The sequence below is a fragment of the Acetobacter malorum genome, from assembly GCF_002153605.1.
Classification (GTDB): Bacteria; Pseudomonadota; Alphaproteobacteria; order Acetobacterales; family Acetobacteraceae; genus Acetobacter; species Acetobacter malorum_A.
This window is the reverse complement of record NZ_JOPG01000029.1, coordinates 45,799-62,605: the sequence shown is the minus strand read 5'-3', so window position 1 is coordinate 62,605 and position 16,807 is coordinate 45,799. Positions and strand designations below refer to the sequence as shown.

General features: G+C 57.8%; 14 protein-coding genes. 9 read left to right on the top strand and 5 right to left on the bottom strand.

Translation table 11 applies throughout. The annotated features are described in order from the left end of the window. The first annotated feature begins 173 nt into the window (after positions 1-173). The 9 genes from HK23_RS12190 to HK23_RS12145 all read left to right on the top strand — a co-directional run bounded on the left by HK23_RS12190 (position 174) and on the right by HK23_RS12145 (position 10,271). On the top strand, positions 174-827 hold the full coding sequence (locus HK23_RS12190; protein ID WP_063907208.1) for an ABC transporter substrate-binding protein: 654 nt from the start codon (positions 174-176) through the stop codon (positions 825-827). Between the two features lie 73 nt (positions 828-900). Then, entirely contained in the window at positions 901-2,070 is a 1,170-nt protein-coding gene (hpnI, locus tag HK23_RS12185; RefSeq protein WP_086654165.1) for a bacteriohopanetetrol glucosamine biosynthesis glycosyltransferase HpnI, read from the top strand. Between the two features lie 91 nt (positions 2,071-2,161). Further along, positions 2,162-3,586, top strand: a complete 1,425-nt coding sequence (hpnJ, locus tag HK23_RS12180; RefSeq protein ID WP_043550193.1) for a hopanoid biosynthesis associated radical SAM protein HpnJ — start codon at positions 2,162-2,164, stop codon at positions 3,584-3,586. Between the two features lie 58 nt (positions 3,587-3,644). Next, the gene (gene hpnK / locus HK23_RS12175; protein WP_086654164.1) at positions 3,645-4,496 is read left to right on the top strand and encodes a hopanoid biosynthesis-associated protein HpnK; all 852 of its coding nucleotides are present in this window, start codon (positions 3,645-3,647) and stop codon (positions 4,494-4,496) included. 507 nt (positions 4,497-5,003) lie between these two features. Then, positions 5,004-6,725, top strand: a complete 1,722-nt coding sequence (locus HK23_RS12165; protein WP_086654162.1) for a carbohydrate porin — start codon at positions 5,004-5,006, stop codon at positions 6,723-6,725. A 159-nt stretch (positions 6,726-6,884) separates the two neighbouring features. Then, positions 6,885-7,163 (top strand): hypothetical protein, encoded by a 279-nt coding sequence (locus HK23_RS12160; RefSeq protein WP_086654161.1) that lies wholly within the window; start codon positions 6,885-6,887, stop codon positions 7,161-7,163. Beyond that, positions 7,154-7,708, top strand: a complete 555-nt coding sequence (gene dcd / locus HK23_RS12155) for a dCTP deaminase (protein ID WP_043550190.1) — start codon at positions 7,154-7,156, stop codon at positions 7,706-7,708. The genes HK23_RS12160 and dcd overlap by 10 nt, the downstream gene beginning before the upstream one ends. A 4-nt stretch (positions 7,709-7,712) precedes the next feature. Further along, positions 7,713-8,975 (top strand): UDP-N-acetylglucosamine 1-carboxyvinyltransferase, encoded by a 1,263-nt coding sequence (murA, locus tag HK23_RS12150; protein ID WP_062141957.1) that lies wholly within the window; start codon positions 7,713-7,715, stop codon positions 8,973-8,975. 225 nt (positions 8,976-9,200) lie between these two features. Then, positions 9,201-10,271, top strand: coding sequence for a hypothetical protein (locus tag HK23_RS12145; protein ID WP_086654160.1), 1,071 nt, complete (start codon positions 9,201-9,203; stop codon positions 10,269-10,271). 94 nt (positions 10,272-10,365) lie between these two features. Here the strand turns inward: HK23_RS12145 and HK23_RS12140 are convergent, their stop codons facing one another. From HK23_RS12140 to alsS, 5 genes are all read right to left on the bottom strand, one after another. Next, positions 10,366-10,953 (bottom strand): LutC/YkgG family protein, encoded by a 588-nt coding sequence (locus HK23_RS12140; RefSeq protein WP_061506107.1) that lies wholly within the window; start codon positions 10,951-10,953, stop codon positions 10,366-10,368. Next, positions 10,953-12,362 carry a lactate utilization protein B gene (locus HK23_RS12135; protein ID WP_063907203.1) on the bottom strand — a complete coding sequence of 470 codons (1,410 nt, stop codon included), beginning with the start codon at positions 12,360-12,362 and terminating at the stop codon, positions 10,953-10,955. Before HK23_RS12135 ends, HK23_RS12140 begins: the two co-directional genes overlap by 1 nt. Beyond that, positions 12,359-13,102, bottom strand: coding sequence for a (Fe-S)-binding protein (locus HK23_RS12130; protein WP_063907202.1), 744 nt, complete (start codon positions 13,100-13,102; stop codon positions 12,359-12,361). The genes HK23_RS12135 and HK23_RS12130 overlap by 4 nt, the downstream gene beginning before the upstream one ends. Before the next feature lie 27 nt (positions 13,103-13,129). Beyond that, positions 13,130-14,827, bottom strand: coding sequence for a thiamine pyrophosphate-dependent enzyme (locus HK23_RS12125; protein ID WP_086654159.1), 1,698 nt, complete (start codon positions 14,825-14,827; stop codon positions 13,130-13,132). 277 nt (positions 14,828-15,104) lie between these two features. After that, on the bottom strand, positions 15,105-16,793 hold the full coding sequence (alsS, locus tag HK23_RS12120) for an acetolactate synthase AlsS (protein ID WP_086654158.1): 1,689 nt from the start codon (positions 16,791-16,793) through the stop codon (positions 15,105-15,107). Positions 16,794-16,807 lie beyond the last annotated feature (14 nt).

Sequence of the window (16,807 nt, the reverse complement as noted above, 5' to 3'; positions counted from 1 at the left end):
CGCCCCATGACCCTGCCCGATATCTTCATCGATCATAACACCCAGGACGCCCAGTACGAGCAGGCCGGTCTCACCGCTCCCCACATCGTCAAAACCGCTCTCAGCGCGCTGGGCATCGGAGACATGCTCTCAATGAACTTGCCAAACCGTGCTACGGGAACAAAATCATGAGCATGAAAACGATTTCTCTTCGCGCAGGGCTTGTGCTCGGTCTGGGCATGACACTGCTTCCCGCCGCGGGCCTTGCCCCGTTTGCTCCCGTTGCACATGCCCAGTCGGCTCCGGCCACGGCTGAAAGTGCTCCTGTTCAGGCGCTGTATGCTGCTCTTGATAAAGCACAGCATTCACACAGCAGCTTTGCAGAGCGCAGCCAGATTGTCGGCGCTGGTGTGGATCAGGCTTTTGATCTGGATGCCGTGCTCCATGCCTCCATTGGCGTGCGCTATCAGGCTCTTGCGCCGGCAGATAAAACCAAGCTGCTGGCAGCCTTCCGGGACTTCACCATTGCGCGGTATGTTTCCAGCTTCAAACCCGGGACCGATGCCCGATTCACCATGAAGCCGGGCCTTGAAAACTCCCCCGTTGGTGGTAACAAGATCGTGAACACCTATATCGGAGCGGATGACAGCATGCCCGGCACCCCGCTGAGCTACATCATGCACAGCACCCCTTCCGGCTGGAAAATTGTTGATGTGCTGCTGGGCGATTCCCGCATCAGTCAGGCTGCCGCCCAGCGTTCCGACTTCAGCTCCACACTCACCTCTGGTGGCGTGTCGGGCCTGATCAATGTCTTGGAACGTAAAGTTAAAACTTTCTCCAACGACTGAGCAGGATAACGAGCGTGATGCGTAGCGGACATACAAACTGCCCGGTCATGGGCCGCATAGCGGCTGGTTTGTAATGTCCGCTTTCTCCATTCTGGCGCTGGCCAGCAGTGGTCTGGCGGCAGCAGGCTGCCTTCAGTCCATTGCCGGAGCCTCCCTGCTGGCCCGCTTCCGGCGCACGGAACGCCGCCCCGTTACCCTTAAGCCCCTGCCGCCCGTAACCGTTCTCAAACCCCTGTATGGGGATGAACCGTTACTGGAAGAAGCGCTGGAAAGCTTCTGTACGCAGGACTATCCGGAATTCCAGATTCTGTTTGGCGTGCGGGACCATGATGACCCCGCCATAGATATCGTTCATCGCCTTCAGGCCCGTCACCCGCATCTGGACATGCAGCTGGTGGTGGACCCGACCGTTCACGGCCTGAACCGCAAGATCAGCAATCTGATGAATATCCTGCCGTATGCCCAGCATGATCTGCTCATCATTTCCGATTCCGACATTCATGTCAGCCCGGATTACATGCTGCATATCGTCAGCGCCCTGCACAAACCCAATACAGGGCTGGTGACGACGCTTTACGCTGGCCTGCCTGCGCATAACACCATTGTGCAGATGCTGGCCGCTTGCCAGATCAACCATAATTTTCTGCCTGGCGTGCTGCTCTCCCGCTATCTGGGGCGGCAGGACTGTCTGGGTGCCACCATGGCGCTACGGCGCGATGTGCTGGAGGCCGTCGGCGGGCTTGAGGCACTTCTGCCGCATGTGGCGGATGATGCCCTGCTGGGACGTCTGGTCCGCCTGCTGGGCAAAGATATCACCATTGCCGACTGCCTGACCTGGACCACCATCGGTGAGCCCAATTTTGCAGAGCTGCTCTCCCACGAACTGCGCTGGGGCCGTACGGTCTGCACGCTGGCACCGGCTGGCTATGGCGCGTCTTCCATTCAGCTTCCGCTATTCTGGGCAACAATGGCCATTCTGTTTCAGCCGCACGCCCTGTGGCCGCTCGTGCTGTTTGGGTGCGTCTGGGCCATCCGGATTGTCACGGGGCTGGTCATTAACCGCGCCGTAGGCTCACGCCCCGTCTGGCCGCTGCTGTTGCTGCCCATGCGGGACTGGCTTTCTGCCGCCATTATGGTGGGCAGCGCCAGTGGCACCCGGGTGGACTGGCGCGGGCAGACTATGCACGTTGCCCCCCACCCGGTTGGGCCTCCTCCGGCAAGCCAATTATCGCCGGAAGGCTGAGACGGGTTGTCTCGCCTCTTCCGCAAGAGTAAATCCCTACCCATATTCCTCTGATTAACTCAGATCACACGCCTTGGCAGGACACAGAACAATGATGAGAACCCTCTTTCTCCAGCCTCCGTCCTTTGATGGCTTCGATGGCGGAGCCGGTTCGCGCTATCAGGCAAAGCGCGAAATCAAATCGTTCTGGTATCCGACATGGCTGGCCCAGCCCGCTGCCATGGTGGAAGGCAGCCGCCTGATTGACGCGCCTCCGGCCCGCATGGGTATGGAGCCGATTCTGGAAGACGTGAAGAACCGTGATCTGGTGATCCTTCACACCTCCACCCCGTCCTTCGCCAAGGACGTGCAGGTGGCTCAGATGCTCAAGGACGCCAACCCGAACCTGAAAATCGGGATGGTTGGGGCGAAGGTTGCCGTTCAGCCGGATGAAAGCCTGCTGAAGGGTGCTCCGATTGATTTCGTGGCCCGCAACGAGTTCGACTACACCATCAAGGAAATTGCCGAAGGCCGTGACCTGAAGGATGTAGACGGCATTACATGGCGGAACGAGAAAGGTGAGATCATCACCAACCGTGACCGCGCCATGATTGAAGACATGGACAGCCTGCCCTTCGTGACCGAAGTGTACAAGCGTGATCTGAAGATTGAAGATTACTTCATCGGCTATCTGATGCACCCGTACATTTCCATCTATACGGGCCGTGGCTGTAAATCCCGCTGCACGTTCTGCCTGTGGCCGCAGACGGTTGGTGGCCATCGCTACCGCACACGCAGCCCGGAGCATGTGGCTGCTGAAATTCGTCTGGCGAAGCAGTATTTCCCGCAGGTTAAAGAATTCTTCTTTGACGATGACACCTTCACCGATGACCTGCCGCGTGCAGAAGCCATTGCACGTGAGCTGGGCAAGCTGGGTGTGACATGGTCTTGTAACGCCAAAGCCAATGTGCCGCGCGAGACGCTGAAAGTCCTGCGTGACAACGGCCTGCGCCTGCTGCTGGTGGGTTATGAAAGCGGGAACCAGCAGATCCTGCACAACATCAAGAAGGGCATGCGTGTTGAAGTCGCGCGGGAGTTCACCAAGAACTGCCACGAACTCGGCATCAAAATTCACGGCACCTTTATTCTGGGTCTACCGGGCGAAACGAAGGAAACCATTCAGGAAACCATCAACTTCGCCAAGGAAATCAACCCGCATACATTGCAGGTTTCTCTGGCAGCGCCCTACCCCGGCACAGCCCTGCACAAACAGGCTACGGAAAACGGCTGGCTGGACGAAAGCAATGCAGAACTGATTGATGAAAACGGCGTGCAGATGGCGCCGCTGCACTACCCGCATCTGTCCCACACGGAAATCTTCAACAGCGTGGAAGAATTCTACAAGAAGTTCTATTTCCGCGCGCCGAAGATCGCTTCCATCGTGAGCGAAATGGTCCGCTCCCCGCAGATGATGAAGCGTCGCCTGCGTGAAGGTGTGGAGTTCTTCCACTTCCTGCGCGACCGTAACGCCGCCTGATTTCCCCCATCATGCCCCCGCCCGGCTCTGGCTGCGCGGGGGCAGAGTTTTTTAGACTATGAAGCGCGCCATAATTTCTGCCGATGATTTCGGCTTGTCGGTTGAAGTCAACGAGGCGATTGAAATCGCTCATCGTGATGGCCTGCTTTCCACAGCCAGTCTGATGGTGGCTGGGCCCGCGGCAGATGACGCCATTGCACGCGCCAAACGCCTGCCCACTCTGGGCGTCGGCCTGCACCTTGTAGTGATTGAGGGCGCATCCGTGCTCCCGCACCAGCGCCTGCCACTTGTGACACAGCCAGATGGCTGGTTTTCTTCCTCACAGCTTGGGCTGGGTGTGGACTATTTCTTCCGCCCGGAAGGCCGGAAGGAACTTGCTGCGGAAATTACCGCGCAGTTTGAAGCCTTTGCCCGCACCGGCCTGCGGCTGGACCACGCCAATGCCCACAAACACATGCATCTGCACCCCACTGTGGGCCGCATGATGATTGATATTGGCCGCCGCTACGGGCTGCGCGCCGTACGTGTGCCACTGGAGCCGCCCGAACCCCTGTACGCAGCAGGCACCTATACCGATACACTGGGTGACGCTGCCCTCCGCCGCTGGACAAAACTGCTCCGTTATCAGGCCCGCTCGGCAGGTATGGCGACCAATGACTGGTGCTTTGGTCTGGCATGGAGCGGCCATATGACACCGGATCGGGTTGCGGCTTTAGCCGCTCACCTGCCCGAAGGGGTGTCGGAAATCTATTTCCACCCCGCCACTCACAAGAATGCTTTGCTGCAAAAACTGATGCCAACCTATGAGCATGAGGCTGAATTTGAAGCCCTCTGTTCCAGCGGGTTCCGCACCGGTCTGGAGCAGGCCCATGCCATACCGTGCGGATGGCAGGACATTCAGCCAGCCTGACCAGCCACCCTCTGTTATAACAATTTGTTATAACATGATATATTTACCACAATTTTAGCAATTCGCAGATCTTCTCTACTCAAGATCCTGTCATAACTTACAGACCTCGTTGACCGGCCATCGGCTTTCTGATTGTAATTCTGACTGACCAGTTAAATAACAAAAAGAAACGGTCTCCTTATCATGTCAGAATGCCTCTTCCCGCATTCGTTCTGCCAGACGGTATCCTATGCTGTCTTACGGGAAGAACGGATTAAAGGACTGCCCTCTTTTTCTGCCCGCACTCCGGTCAGGCTGGCAGGAACGTTTGCCAGCCTTCAGCTATGGTCTGCAAAAATGGCGTATGTACAGGTGCCTGCGCGGCACGTATTCCTACGCTAGCCATAAAGGAATGGCAGGCTTGGATGCCTGCGTGCCTGAATGGTTCAGATGCCCGGACATTCTCGGTTTTAGCCGTTTTTGTCCGGTCCATATCCCCCATAAAAATCAAAAAGACTGAATGCGGATATGATCTCACACAGACCACGCTGCCCTGCGCCGCGCCGTGCCTCACTGCGTGCCCGGTTCTGTTTTGCCTCAACGCTGGTAGGCCTGCTGGGCCTGAAGGCTGGCGCTCCCATAGCGTATGCCACCCCCCTTGCCACGCAAACACCGGTTGCCCCTGTTTCGGACGTCATCATCAGCCCGGACAGCAAGGCACGCGCTAATCCGCCCATGTCGGACCGCCCTCTGGACGCAGAGGCCATGGGGCCGGAACTCTCCGCCATCCGGCGGCCACCCAATACGCCTATTCCGCCAAGCGGTGTGCCGTTGCTGCCAACCGCTGGCTTTGCAACCATGAGCTTCACGCCTCTGATGCCGTCGGAAGACAAGAACTCCGCCCATCAGATTGAGCTGGATGCACTGCTGCCGAGCGAAGGCCCCTCCGCCCTGCTCCCGCCCCGCCTGGACGCCCTGCGCGACTCTGACCTGAATGACCCGTACTACGTGCCTACGGCTGGCTCCGGGCACCTGCTACGGGCGATCGACCCCATGCGGGAATGGCTGCGCAAGCGCGGTTTTACCTTCTCCTTTTCTTACAAAGGGGAAGCAATGGGACTGATGAGCGGCGGCATCGAAAAAGGCATGAGCTATGTGCATGAGCTCACGTTGCAGGCCATTTTCGATCTCCAGAAGATGGCCGGGCTAAACGGCTGGTCCGTGCATACGCTGGTGATGGAACGTGCCGGGAAGGCCATCCAGAACGGGCGCGTGGGTGAATATTATGTCGCCCTGCAGGAAGTCTATAGCCTCTCCGGCAACGTGGCTGCACATCTGGTGGATTTCTACGCCGAGAAGAAAATGATGCAGAACCGGCTGGACCTCACCTTCGGCCGCATGTCGCTCACCCATGTGTTTGCAACATCCCCCCTGCTCTGCTCCTTCATGGTCACCTGCTCAGCCCCTGTTGGCCTCAAGCAGAATCCGGCCATGAGTGTGTATCCTAAAGCCACATGGGGTGGCCGCCTGCGCTTCCGCCCCACGCGTGATACCGCCGTGCAGGTAGGGGCCTATTCCGTCAGTGCGCTGACGGACAACCCCAGCGGCTGGTCATGGGGCGCGGAAAACACGACCGGGCTTTCCCTGCCCATCGAATTCACCTGGCAGCCGTTTTTAACCCGCAACCGGATGCCCGGCCATTACGTAATCGGCTATGCGCATGACACCACGCGTTATGCCGACAAAATCAGCTCGGTTTACCCGGTAAAACTGGCAGATGTCCGGCGCGGCACACGCTCTGCGCCAGCCGACATGATGTGGGTGGAGGCGGACCAGATGGTGTATCGTCTGGGCGGGCGTAACATGATGGCCGGTGGCTATCTGATGGCGGGCTACGTCCACACCACACCCCGCGTCGCGAACATTTCCGATCAGGCCTATGGCGGCTTTTCCATGGTCGGTATGATCCCCGGCCGCCTGACGGACCGGTTTGGGGTGCTTTACTCCTGGTATCATGTCAGCCACCGGCGGCGGCTCAGCCAGCAACTGGCGCAGGATGCCGGTCTGCCACTGGGGTCCAGCATTCATGGTGTGCAGAACAGTTCTCACATTATTGAGGCCTATTACGGCATTGATGCCTTCCCCGGCATCCTGATCCAGCCGGAATTCCAGTACATGATCCACCCCGGCGAGACCCACCGCATCCCCAACGCCGCCATGGCGGGGCTGAAGCTGATCGCCAACCTCTGATAAGCCAGAACGCTAAGACTACGGGCAGGATGCAGGCCTGATACAGACTGCCTCCTGCCGGAATTCCAGTTTGTGCCGGGAATGCCCGGGCAGGACCCTAGGCATGGCAGCATCGCTCTGCTACTCAGCAGGACGAACGTTCATTTCTGCGATCCTGGCATGACTGATACGCCTTCTTCCTCCTCGTCCGGCACCCGACTGTCTCCCAAAGCGGAGACGGCGCGTGCAGAGCGCGCAGCCCGTCAGGCTGCCGCCCTGCGAGCCAACCTGCGCAGACGCAAACAGCAGGCGCGCAGCAGAGAAGAGATGGAAGCCGAGGCCGCCCTCAGTCCGCCGGACGCCTCTTCCTCACCTTCCGGGCCGGATGAACGTACGGCCCGACAGACCTCATCCGCTCAAAACGACCCGGATAATGGAGATATGCCACCATGCCAGTGATGCCCGATACATGGATCCGCCGTATGGCGCAGGATCACGGCATGATCGAACCGTTTGTGGAATCCCAGAAGCGCGAAGGCGTGATTTCCTACGGCCTGTCCTCCTACGGCTATGACGCCCGCGTGGCAGATGACTTCCGTATTTTTACGGATGTGAACAACGCCATTGTGGACCCCAAAAACTTTAGCCCGGATGGCTTTGTGTCCCGCAAGGCGGATGAATGCATCATCCCGCCCAACAGCTTTGTGCTGGCGCACACCATTGAATATTTCCGCATCCCGCGGGATGTGCTGGTGGTCTGCCTCGGCAAGTCCACCTATGCGCGCTGCGGCATTATTGTGAACGTGACCCCGCTGGAACCGGAATGGGAAGGTCAGGTCACCATCGAGATCAGCAATACCACGCCGCTTCCGGCCCGCATTTATGCGAATGAGGGCATCTGCCAGTTCCTGTTCTTCAAGGGGGAAACTCCGTGTGAGACCAGCTACGCAGACCGCTCCGGCAAGTATATGGGCCAGCGTGGCGTTGCCACGCCGCGTATGTAAGCCCATGGATCGGTTTATTATTCGGGGTGGTCGCCCCCTGCATGGCGAAATTACCATTGGGGGCGCGAAAAACGCCGGCCTGAAACTGCTGGTCGCAGGTCTGCTGACCTCCGAGCGGCTTGTGCTGACCAACGTGCCGCATATTGCCGATATCGCCACCATGCAGGCTCTGCTGCGCCAGCATGGGCTGACCGTGGAAACGGTGGACGGTGACAAGACAAAGCTTTCCGTTGGTGGTGAGATTACCAGCACGGAAGCGCCTTACGATATCGTCTCCAAAATGCGCGCGTCCATTCTGGTGCTCGGCCCGCTGCTGGCCCGCTGCCGGGAAGCCCGCGTGTCCCTGCCCGGTGGCTGCGCCATTGGCACCCGCCCGGTGGACCTGCATCTGAAAGGTCTGGAAACGCTCGGCGCCAAGATCACGCTGGAAAACGGCTACATCAACGCCCGCGCACCCAACGGCCTGACGGGTGACCGGATTGTGCTGCCATTTGCCTCCGTGGGCGCGACCGAAAACCTGATGATGGCTGCCACGCTGGCGCATGGCCGCACAGAAATTGTCAACGCCGCGCGTGAGCCGGAAATGGTGGATCTGGCAGACTGCCTGAACGCCATGGGCGCGCGCATTACCGGCGCGGGCACAGGGCACATCATTATTGACGGCGTGGAAGCCCTGCACGGGGCGGAACACCGCATCATGCCGGACCGGATTGAATGCGGCACCTACGCCTGCGCCGCAGCCATTACGGGCGGTGACCTCCGCCTTGTGGGCGGCAGCGTGGACCATCTGGGCGCAGTAGTACGGGCTTTTGAAGAAGCCGGGGTGGAGGTCACGCAGGAAGGTGACGCCATGCGGGTGCGCCGCACGGGTGCGCTGCGTGGCATTGATATCATGACCGAACCCTATCCGGGCTTTCCCACCGATATGCAGGCTCAGTTCATGGCGCTGCTTTCCGTAGCGGAAGGTGCGTCCATGATTACGGAAACCATTTTTGAAAACCGGTTCATGCATGTGCCGGAACTCAACCGGATGGGTGCCCGCATTAACGTCCATGGCTCGTCTGCCATTATCCGTGGCGTGCACAGCCTGTCTGGCGCACCTGTAATGGCAACGGACCTGCGGGCTTCCTTCTCCCTCATTCTGGCAGGGCTGGCCGCCCATGGGGAAACCATCCTCAGCCGCGTCTATCATCTGGACCGGGGTTATGAGGCTGTGGAACGCAAGCTGGCCGCCTGTGGCGCCCAGATTGAACGCGTTAAAGGCTAACCCTCTTGCTGCGAGGCTGGTGGCATTTTGCCAGCCACCTCGCAGCAGACATTCCCCTTCTTAGCTCCCGCGTCTTTTTGGTCTTGCTGTCAGGGACGCAGGACCACCCGGCTTTAGCGCAGCAGAGGCTCCCTTTACGTCGCAGTGACACACTACAAAGAGCTTCCCATCTTGAGCTCTGCTGTGAAACAAAGACCCGATTCCCTCCATCCGGATCTCTGCTCTATGTATAAAGCTGCTCCCAGAATCCTACTTGGCGCCCTGCTGCTTTTAACCGGCTGTTACAATATCGGGTCCCGGCGGCTGGATCAGGACCAGAGCGATTATTCCCTCGCTCTTATCACCGCAGGCAAACGCCAGACACTGCTAAATATTGTCCGGCTGCGTTATGCAGACACTCCGGGTTTTCTGGATACCACGCAGCTTATTTCCGGTTATCAGCTTCAACGTAGTTTCGCTGTGGGGGTTGGGACAGCAAGCCCCGTGAGACCCAGCGGCAATGCCGGGATTCAGTTTCAGGAAAGCCCGACCTTTACCTTTCAGCCTGTCACGGGCGATGCCTATGCGCAAAGCTTCCTGCGCCCCATGCCGATTGGCAGCCTGCTTCCTCTGGCCATGGGTGGGCTGCCGATTGATGTGCTGTTCCGGCTGGCGGTGCAGTCGGTCAATCTCATCAGCAATGCCGGGTCCATCGGGGGCGATGTTGGGCGCGGGTCTCCCGAATTTTTTGAACTGATCCATGACCTGCGCGTGTTACAGGTTGCGGGCCTGCTCGGCATTCAGCTTGAACATAGTGCTGAAATTCCCGGAAAAATGCCGTCCTTTGACCGGGTTTTCCTCAACGTTTCCTCGACAGATAACCCTATTCTGGCAGAAACCGTTTACGAAACACGCCGTTTTTTCCAGATGAAGCCCAAAGATGAACGTGTGGAAGTCGTCTACGGGGCAGGCCAGCCGCGCCCCGGACAGATCCGTATTCTGACCCGCACCATGCTGGGCGCGCTGGGGCAGATTGCCTATCAGATTGACGTGCCGCAGGATGATATTACGTCCGGCCGCACACAGCCCAGAATTCAGCTTATCGGGCGCGAGACAAAACCCATTGTGGTTGTGCATGTTGGCAAAACGGTGCCAGACAACACGTTCGCCTCAGTCCATTATGACAAGCAGTATTATTATATTTCTGAAAATGACTTTGACAGCAAACTTGCTTTTACAATGCTACAAATTCTTCTCGAACTCTCAAAAACGACCAAGAGTCCGGGAACGATCGTCACGATTCCCGTCAATGGGTAAGCACACCAGCGCGCACCTCCTGAACACCATATCATAAAAAAAAGCCGGATCAGGGGCTCCCCCGATCCGGCTTTTTCAGAGACTTAGACTGGTGTTATTCCCACCAGACAGACAGAGACCGCACGCCCTGCGCACCACGGATCAGCACGCCCTGAATATCTGCCGTGGCAGACGGGCCTGTCATCAGCACACCATAGTTTGCCGTATGGAATTCTGGCCGTTCGACATAAGCCGTGTGCATATTGGCTGTCAGATTTTTCTCGGACAGAATAACCACAATATGCTGCGTCAGATGAGCCGCAGAATTAAGGCTGTTCAGCTGGGCTTCACTTAAAAAGATAGAGCCCATTTCTGAAATTCCGAACGGACTGCGCACCACCAGCACATCCGTTGCTGCCGCCTGCTGCGGAGACGTCACATCTTCCAGCCGAATGGTGCCTTCAAAATCAGGCACAGCAGAACAGATGATCTTGGCATCAGGAAAGCGCCGGGCAATAGCCGTCGCCAGCGTGTCGCCTTCCTGTGGCAGCAGGATCTGACCACCCAGAAGCTGAAGCGCATCTTCAAAACGCGCTTTACCGGCGTCCATATCTCCCAGCACAGCAACGGGAGGCAGTTCATGCGCGGCAGGGTCCGGACGGTTGGCCCGGAGCGTTGCCAGAATTGTGTCGCGGGAACTCATCAGGCTTTCCCTCCCTGTGACTCTTTTTTGTCTTTAAGGCGGTTTTTCTTATACCAGCTATGGAAGGTCTGCTTGACCGGATGCGGCAACTCGCGATGTTTGCCCCACGGATTCAGCCAGTTATACAGCACAAAGCGCGGCAGGGTGCTCAGCGCGACTTCAGTGCCGTTAATAGCCGTACGATACAGCGTTGGCTGCCCCATCAGCTTACCAGCCATGTGCATGATTTCCCGTTTCACAAACGGCAGCTCATGATGTTCAGCCAGCACACGACGCCACTTATAAAGCTGCTCGTGAATATTGATTTTGACCGGGCAGACGTTTGTACAGCTTCCGTTCATGGTGGAAGCAAACGGCAGCGTGCTGTATTTCCGCTCGTTAAAGGTCGGGTCGATAATCGCGCCAATCGGGCCGGAATAAACGGCCCCGTAGGACAGACCACCGGAACGACGATACACCGGGCAGGTGTTCATGCACGCGCCACAACGGATGCATTTGAGCGACGTCCAGAACTCTTCCATCCCCAGACGCGCAGACCGACCATTATCCACCAGCACAATATGCATTTCGCCACCCTTCTGCGGGCCACGGAAATGCGTAGTGTACTGCGTGATGGGAGACCCCAGAGCACTGCGGGACAGCAGACGAATAAAGACACCCATATCCGCCATCCGGGGCACAATGCGCTCAATCCCCAATGTCGCAATATGCAGGTTAGGCACGGTGGCGCTCAGGTCCGCATTACCTTCATTGGTGCAGACCACAAAGGTGCCGGTTTCGGCGACCAGAAAGTTACCACCCGTCATTCCGGCATCGGCTGTCAGAATAACCGGGCGCGCCGCCATACGCTGCGATTCCGCCAGAGACTGCGGGCTGTCATCATTCGGGTCGGTATTATAGTTTTTGGCAAAAATCTTCGCCACGTCCGGCACCAGCTTATGCACGGCGGGCACCACAATATGGCTCGGCATCTGGTCATCAAGCTGCTGAATCCGCTCGCCCAGATCAGTTTCCGTCACGGTCACACCGCGCGGCTCCAGATAAGCGCGCATGTCGCACTCTTCCGTGACCATGGATTTGCTTTTGATCAGCGATTTTGCGCCATGCTTTTCCAGAATTTCGCCGACGATACGGTTATGTTCAGCGCCATCCGCTGCCCAGTGGACATGAATGCCGTTCTTTTTGGCATTCGCTTCAAACTGCTCCAGATATTCGGGCAGATTGGCCAGCGTATGCTCTTTAATGGCGGACGCCCGGCTGCGCAACTCCTGCCATTCCGGCAGCAGATGCATCTGCTGGTCGCGCTTCTGGCGCATGTCCCACAGTCGCTCATCATGGAAGGTCAGATGCGGGGCATCATCCAGAAACTCTTCCGCCGCCTTGGCGTGATTGACGGGTTTGACCTTCATGACCGCGCTCCGTTCAGAATTTCAGCGATATGAATAAAGCGGATGGGCACACCGCCACGTTCTGCACAGCCCTGCTGGTGCATCATGCAGGACGTATCAGCCGAGACAATATATTCCGCACCGGCCTGATGATGGTCCTTAACCTTATCCAGCCCCATACGGGCGGACACAGCCTCTTCCGTGACAGAGAACGTGCCGCCAAAGCCACAGCATTCATCCGGGCGTTTGGGGGTTGCGAAGGAAATGCCTTTAACCTTGTTCAGCAGGTCCATCGGCTTGGAGAAGTACGGTTCACCCAGCTCGGACATGCTCGCCGTGCGCAGAGCACGCAGGGTGCCGCAGCTGTTGTGCAGGCCAACCTTGTGCGGGAACTCCGCCCAGGGGAATTCTTCAACCTTCAGAATATCGTGCAGAAATTCTACCAGCTCAAACGTGTTTTTACGAACGTGCTTGACCTCTTCCGTCTGCGGGATGGCGTCAAAATTATCCCGCACATGGTGCGTGCAGCTGCCGGACGGCATGACAATAGCATCATACTTGGCAAAATTACGTACAAAGAGGGCTTCTGCCGCAGCAGCGTCCGAATTACAGCCGGAATTGGCCATCGGCTGACCACAGCAGGTCTGATCCATCGGGTATTCCACGTCCTGCCCCAGCTTTTCCAGCAGTTCCAGCGTGGCAATCCCCGCGTTTGGATAAAACGCATCAATATAACACGGTATAAAAAGACCTATTTTCATGCAAACCCCCGACGGTAGAACAGGTTTTCAGCCTGTTGTAATCATGATCTCAACAAGAGAGGGGCCATCGGAAGCCAGCGAAGCCTCAATGGCGGGTGCGATATCAGACGCGCGCGTCACCCGGCAGGATGGCACACCCATGGATTTCGCCATGGCCTGATAATCGATACTCGGATTAACAATATCCATTGCCGGATATGTTCCCTCACGTGCAGAAAGGTAATCTTTCTGTTGTCTCATGAAGTTTTTGAGAACGTTGTATTCCTGGTTGTTCATCACTACGAACGTTACAGGAAGTTTTTCATGCGCGGCGGTCCAGATGGCCTGCGGAGAATAGAGCGCAGCCCCATCCCCCACCAGCGAGACCACACGATCCCGCCCTAACCCCAGCGAAGCCCCAACGGCTGCGGGCATTCCCCAGCCGAGCGCACCGCCACGCAAAAAAGAATACTGGCCCGACCATGTGCTTTCCAGAAACAGCCGAACATCGGAGGAGGTTGCAATGGCCTCATCCACAATCGCTACGTCCGGGCCAATGGCGCACACAGCCTCCCATGCCGCCACTCGCGGCGGGATAGCGGCCTCATTGCGCCGGGCTTTGGCTTCCGCCACAGCTTCGGCCCGCTGGGCACGCCGCGCCTGCGTCACCAGCGCGGCCTGCGCCGCGTAATCTGCCTGATGCGGCTTTGCGGCCTTCTGAAGCAACGGCAGCAACGCCTGCAGGGAGGCCTTGATATCCCCCACGACAGAAAGCGGCGTATTAAAGGTGCGACCAAGGTCGCGCACGTCGGACGACATCTGATACACAGCACAACCAGACGGCAGAGCGGGGCCTTCCGTGTAGAGAATGGTGATAAGCGATTTGCCTCCCAGTGCAAAAATTGCATCATAGGCCCCCAGACGTTCCGCAATCGCTGTCGCCTGCGTGGGCAGATTTCCGCACCAGAGCGGATGCGCCGTGGGAAACGGCACGCGGGACGGCCAGGACGATCCAAAGACTGGCGCACCCAGACATTCCGCAACGGCAGCCACTTCTGCCGCAGCATCGGACGCATAGACTTCATCACCCGCAATCAGGGCAATCCGCCCCGGTGCGATGCTGGTCAGAGCTTTGGCCAGATCGTCCAACCCGCCCGCTACAGAGGACCGGTTGATGACGGACGGCGTGCCGATATCCACCCCGCTCATTTCTTCCATCACATCCATAGGCAGGGAGAGGAAGACCGGCCCAGCTGGCGCCGCCATAGAGTCGTGAAAAGCGCGACGCAGCAGAACGGGCAACTGGTCCGCATGCGCCACTTCCTGCGCCCATTTTACGGCGGGACGGGCAATCTGCACCAGATCTCCAAACAGGAGCGGGTCGGAAATTGTATGGCGAGAATCCTGCTGGCCCGCGGTCACAACCAGCGGCGTCTGGGAAACACTGGCATTGAGCAGATTGCCCATACCATGCCCCAGCCCGCCAGCAGTGTGCAGGTTCAGGAAACCGGGCTTACGGGCGGCCTGCGCATAGCCATCCGCCATGGCCACAACACTGGCCTCCTGCAGGCCGAGAATATAGGAGACGTTCGGTACTTCCAGCAGGGCATCCATCAGCGGCAATTCGGTTGTGCCCGGATTGCCAAAAATATAGTCCACACCCTCACTGCGCAGAATTTCGAGCAGCACAGCTGCCCCGCGCCGCATGCCATTCTGCCCGGCTGCATCAAGCGATGAAATCTGCATTCCGATTATCCTTCTGTTGTGCCCTGCAAAGACCTGTCTGCCTGAACGCTCAGGCAGCCTCGTCCTTTATGGCACCCCATCTGTCATCTGGTAACTGCTCCCAACAGTCCGGGACACAGCGCAGACTCTCTCCGCCAACAGGCACAAACGCCCGACAGTCCGGCAAAGATGATGATCTTCCTGCATAATCAGCCCTTAATCTGCATGTGGCGCTTTCTGTTATAACAGAAAGCGCCACATTAAAACAGTTAGAAACAGATTTCTGCTCTGAAAGTTATCAGGCTGCTGCGGATGTTTCCCCAAGCTGGGCCAGCGGCTTCATCAGCAGGTGGTTCTGGGAGTAATCAACCGGCACGGCAATCACCACCGGGCCTTCAATATCCATGGCGGCCTTCAGGGCTTTACCCACACCATCAGCAGATGTGACGGTAATCCCCTTGGCGCCGCAGGCTTCTGCATACATAGCGAAGTCGATCGGCCCGAAGTCCACGCCAGACCCACGGCCATATTTCTTCTTCTCCTGCATTTCCACCATGTTGTAGGCCTGATCAATCCAGACCATGTGGATCAGGTTACATTTCAGGCGCACAGCAGTTTCCAGCTCCATGCTGGACATCATGAATCCGCCATCCCCAGAGATGGAAATGACTTTCTGAGCCGGGTTCAGCAGGCTGGCAGCAATACCCCATGGCAGGCCGACACCCATGGTCTGCTGACCGTTGCTGATCAGAACCTGGCGCGCACGGAAGGACAGCAGGTAACGCGCAAGCCAGATGTGGAACGTGCCCATATCAAGACACAGCGTGACATCCGGTGTGACAATCTGTTCCAGCTCCCGCACGATCTGCAGCGGATGTACAGCCGTGTTGCTCGTGCTGCGGGCATCACGCAGCGCACCGGAGCGGGCAATCTTGTAGCCTTCCAGAATGGCTTCCAGTTCCGGCGCACGGGCCAGCTTCCCAGCTTCCTGCGCAAGAGCCTTCACCGTAGGGGCAATTTCACCCACCAGTTCAACAACCGGCACAAAAGCGTTATCGAGTTCAGCCGCGACAATATCAATATTGATGATTTTGCGGGCGTCGTTCACGTTCCACAGCCAGGGGTCATATTCCACCGGGTTGTAGCCCACGGTCACAACCACATCGGCTTCATGCAACAACTGGTCCCCGTGCTGGTTACGGAACAGGCCAACGCGACCACCAAACCGATCCACCAATTCGTGAGAAACCGCACCAGCGGCCTGATAGGTGCCAACAACCGGGACGCCCGTGGTGGCTACAAAAGCACGAACCGCCTCCGCCACATCCGGACGACTGGCCAGCAGACCCAGCAGAACAACCGGGCGCTTAGCGTTTTTCAGCAGTTTAGCCGCTTCTGCAATCGCATCCGTGGAAGCGGGACCAGATTTCGGGACAGCGCGATCCGCCAGCACAGGCGCATCAGCCGGCATGGACAGCACATCCATTGGCGTGCTGACAAAAGACGCACCCGGACGGCCACTTTCTGCAAAGCGGAAGGCATTGGCCATCACTTCAGAAATTGCCAGCGGGTTAGTAATTTCCACACTGTATTTGGTAATCGGCTTGAACAGGCTGACGGTATCCATGGTCTGATGCGTCAGCTTCAGGCGGTCAGCCAGCTTCACCGCACCACCAATGGCCAGTACCGGGTCACCTTCTGAGTTTGCCGTTGCCAGACCTGTCACAAAATTGGAAGCACCGGGACCAGATGTTGCAATCGCCACACCTGCCTTACCCGTCAGACGCCCAAGGCCACCGGCAATAAAGGCTGCGTTCTGTTCGTGCCGGGTCACCACAGTCTCAATGGGGGAATCAACCAGCGCGTCAAACAGACGGTCAACCTTGGCTCCGGGGATCCCAAAAACATGGGTTACGCCATGTGCCACCAGATTTTTGACAATAAGCTCCGCACCGCATTGTGCGGCGTGATCAGAAGGCTTGGTCATTTCTTTAAGTCCTG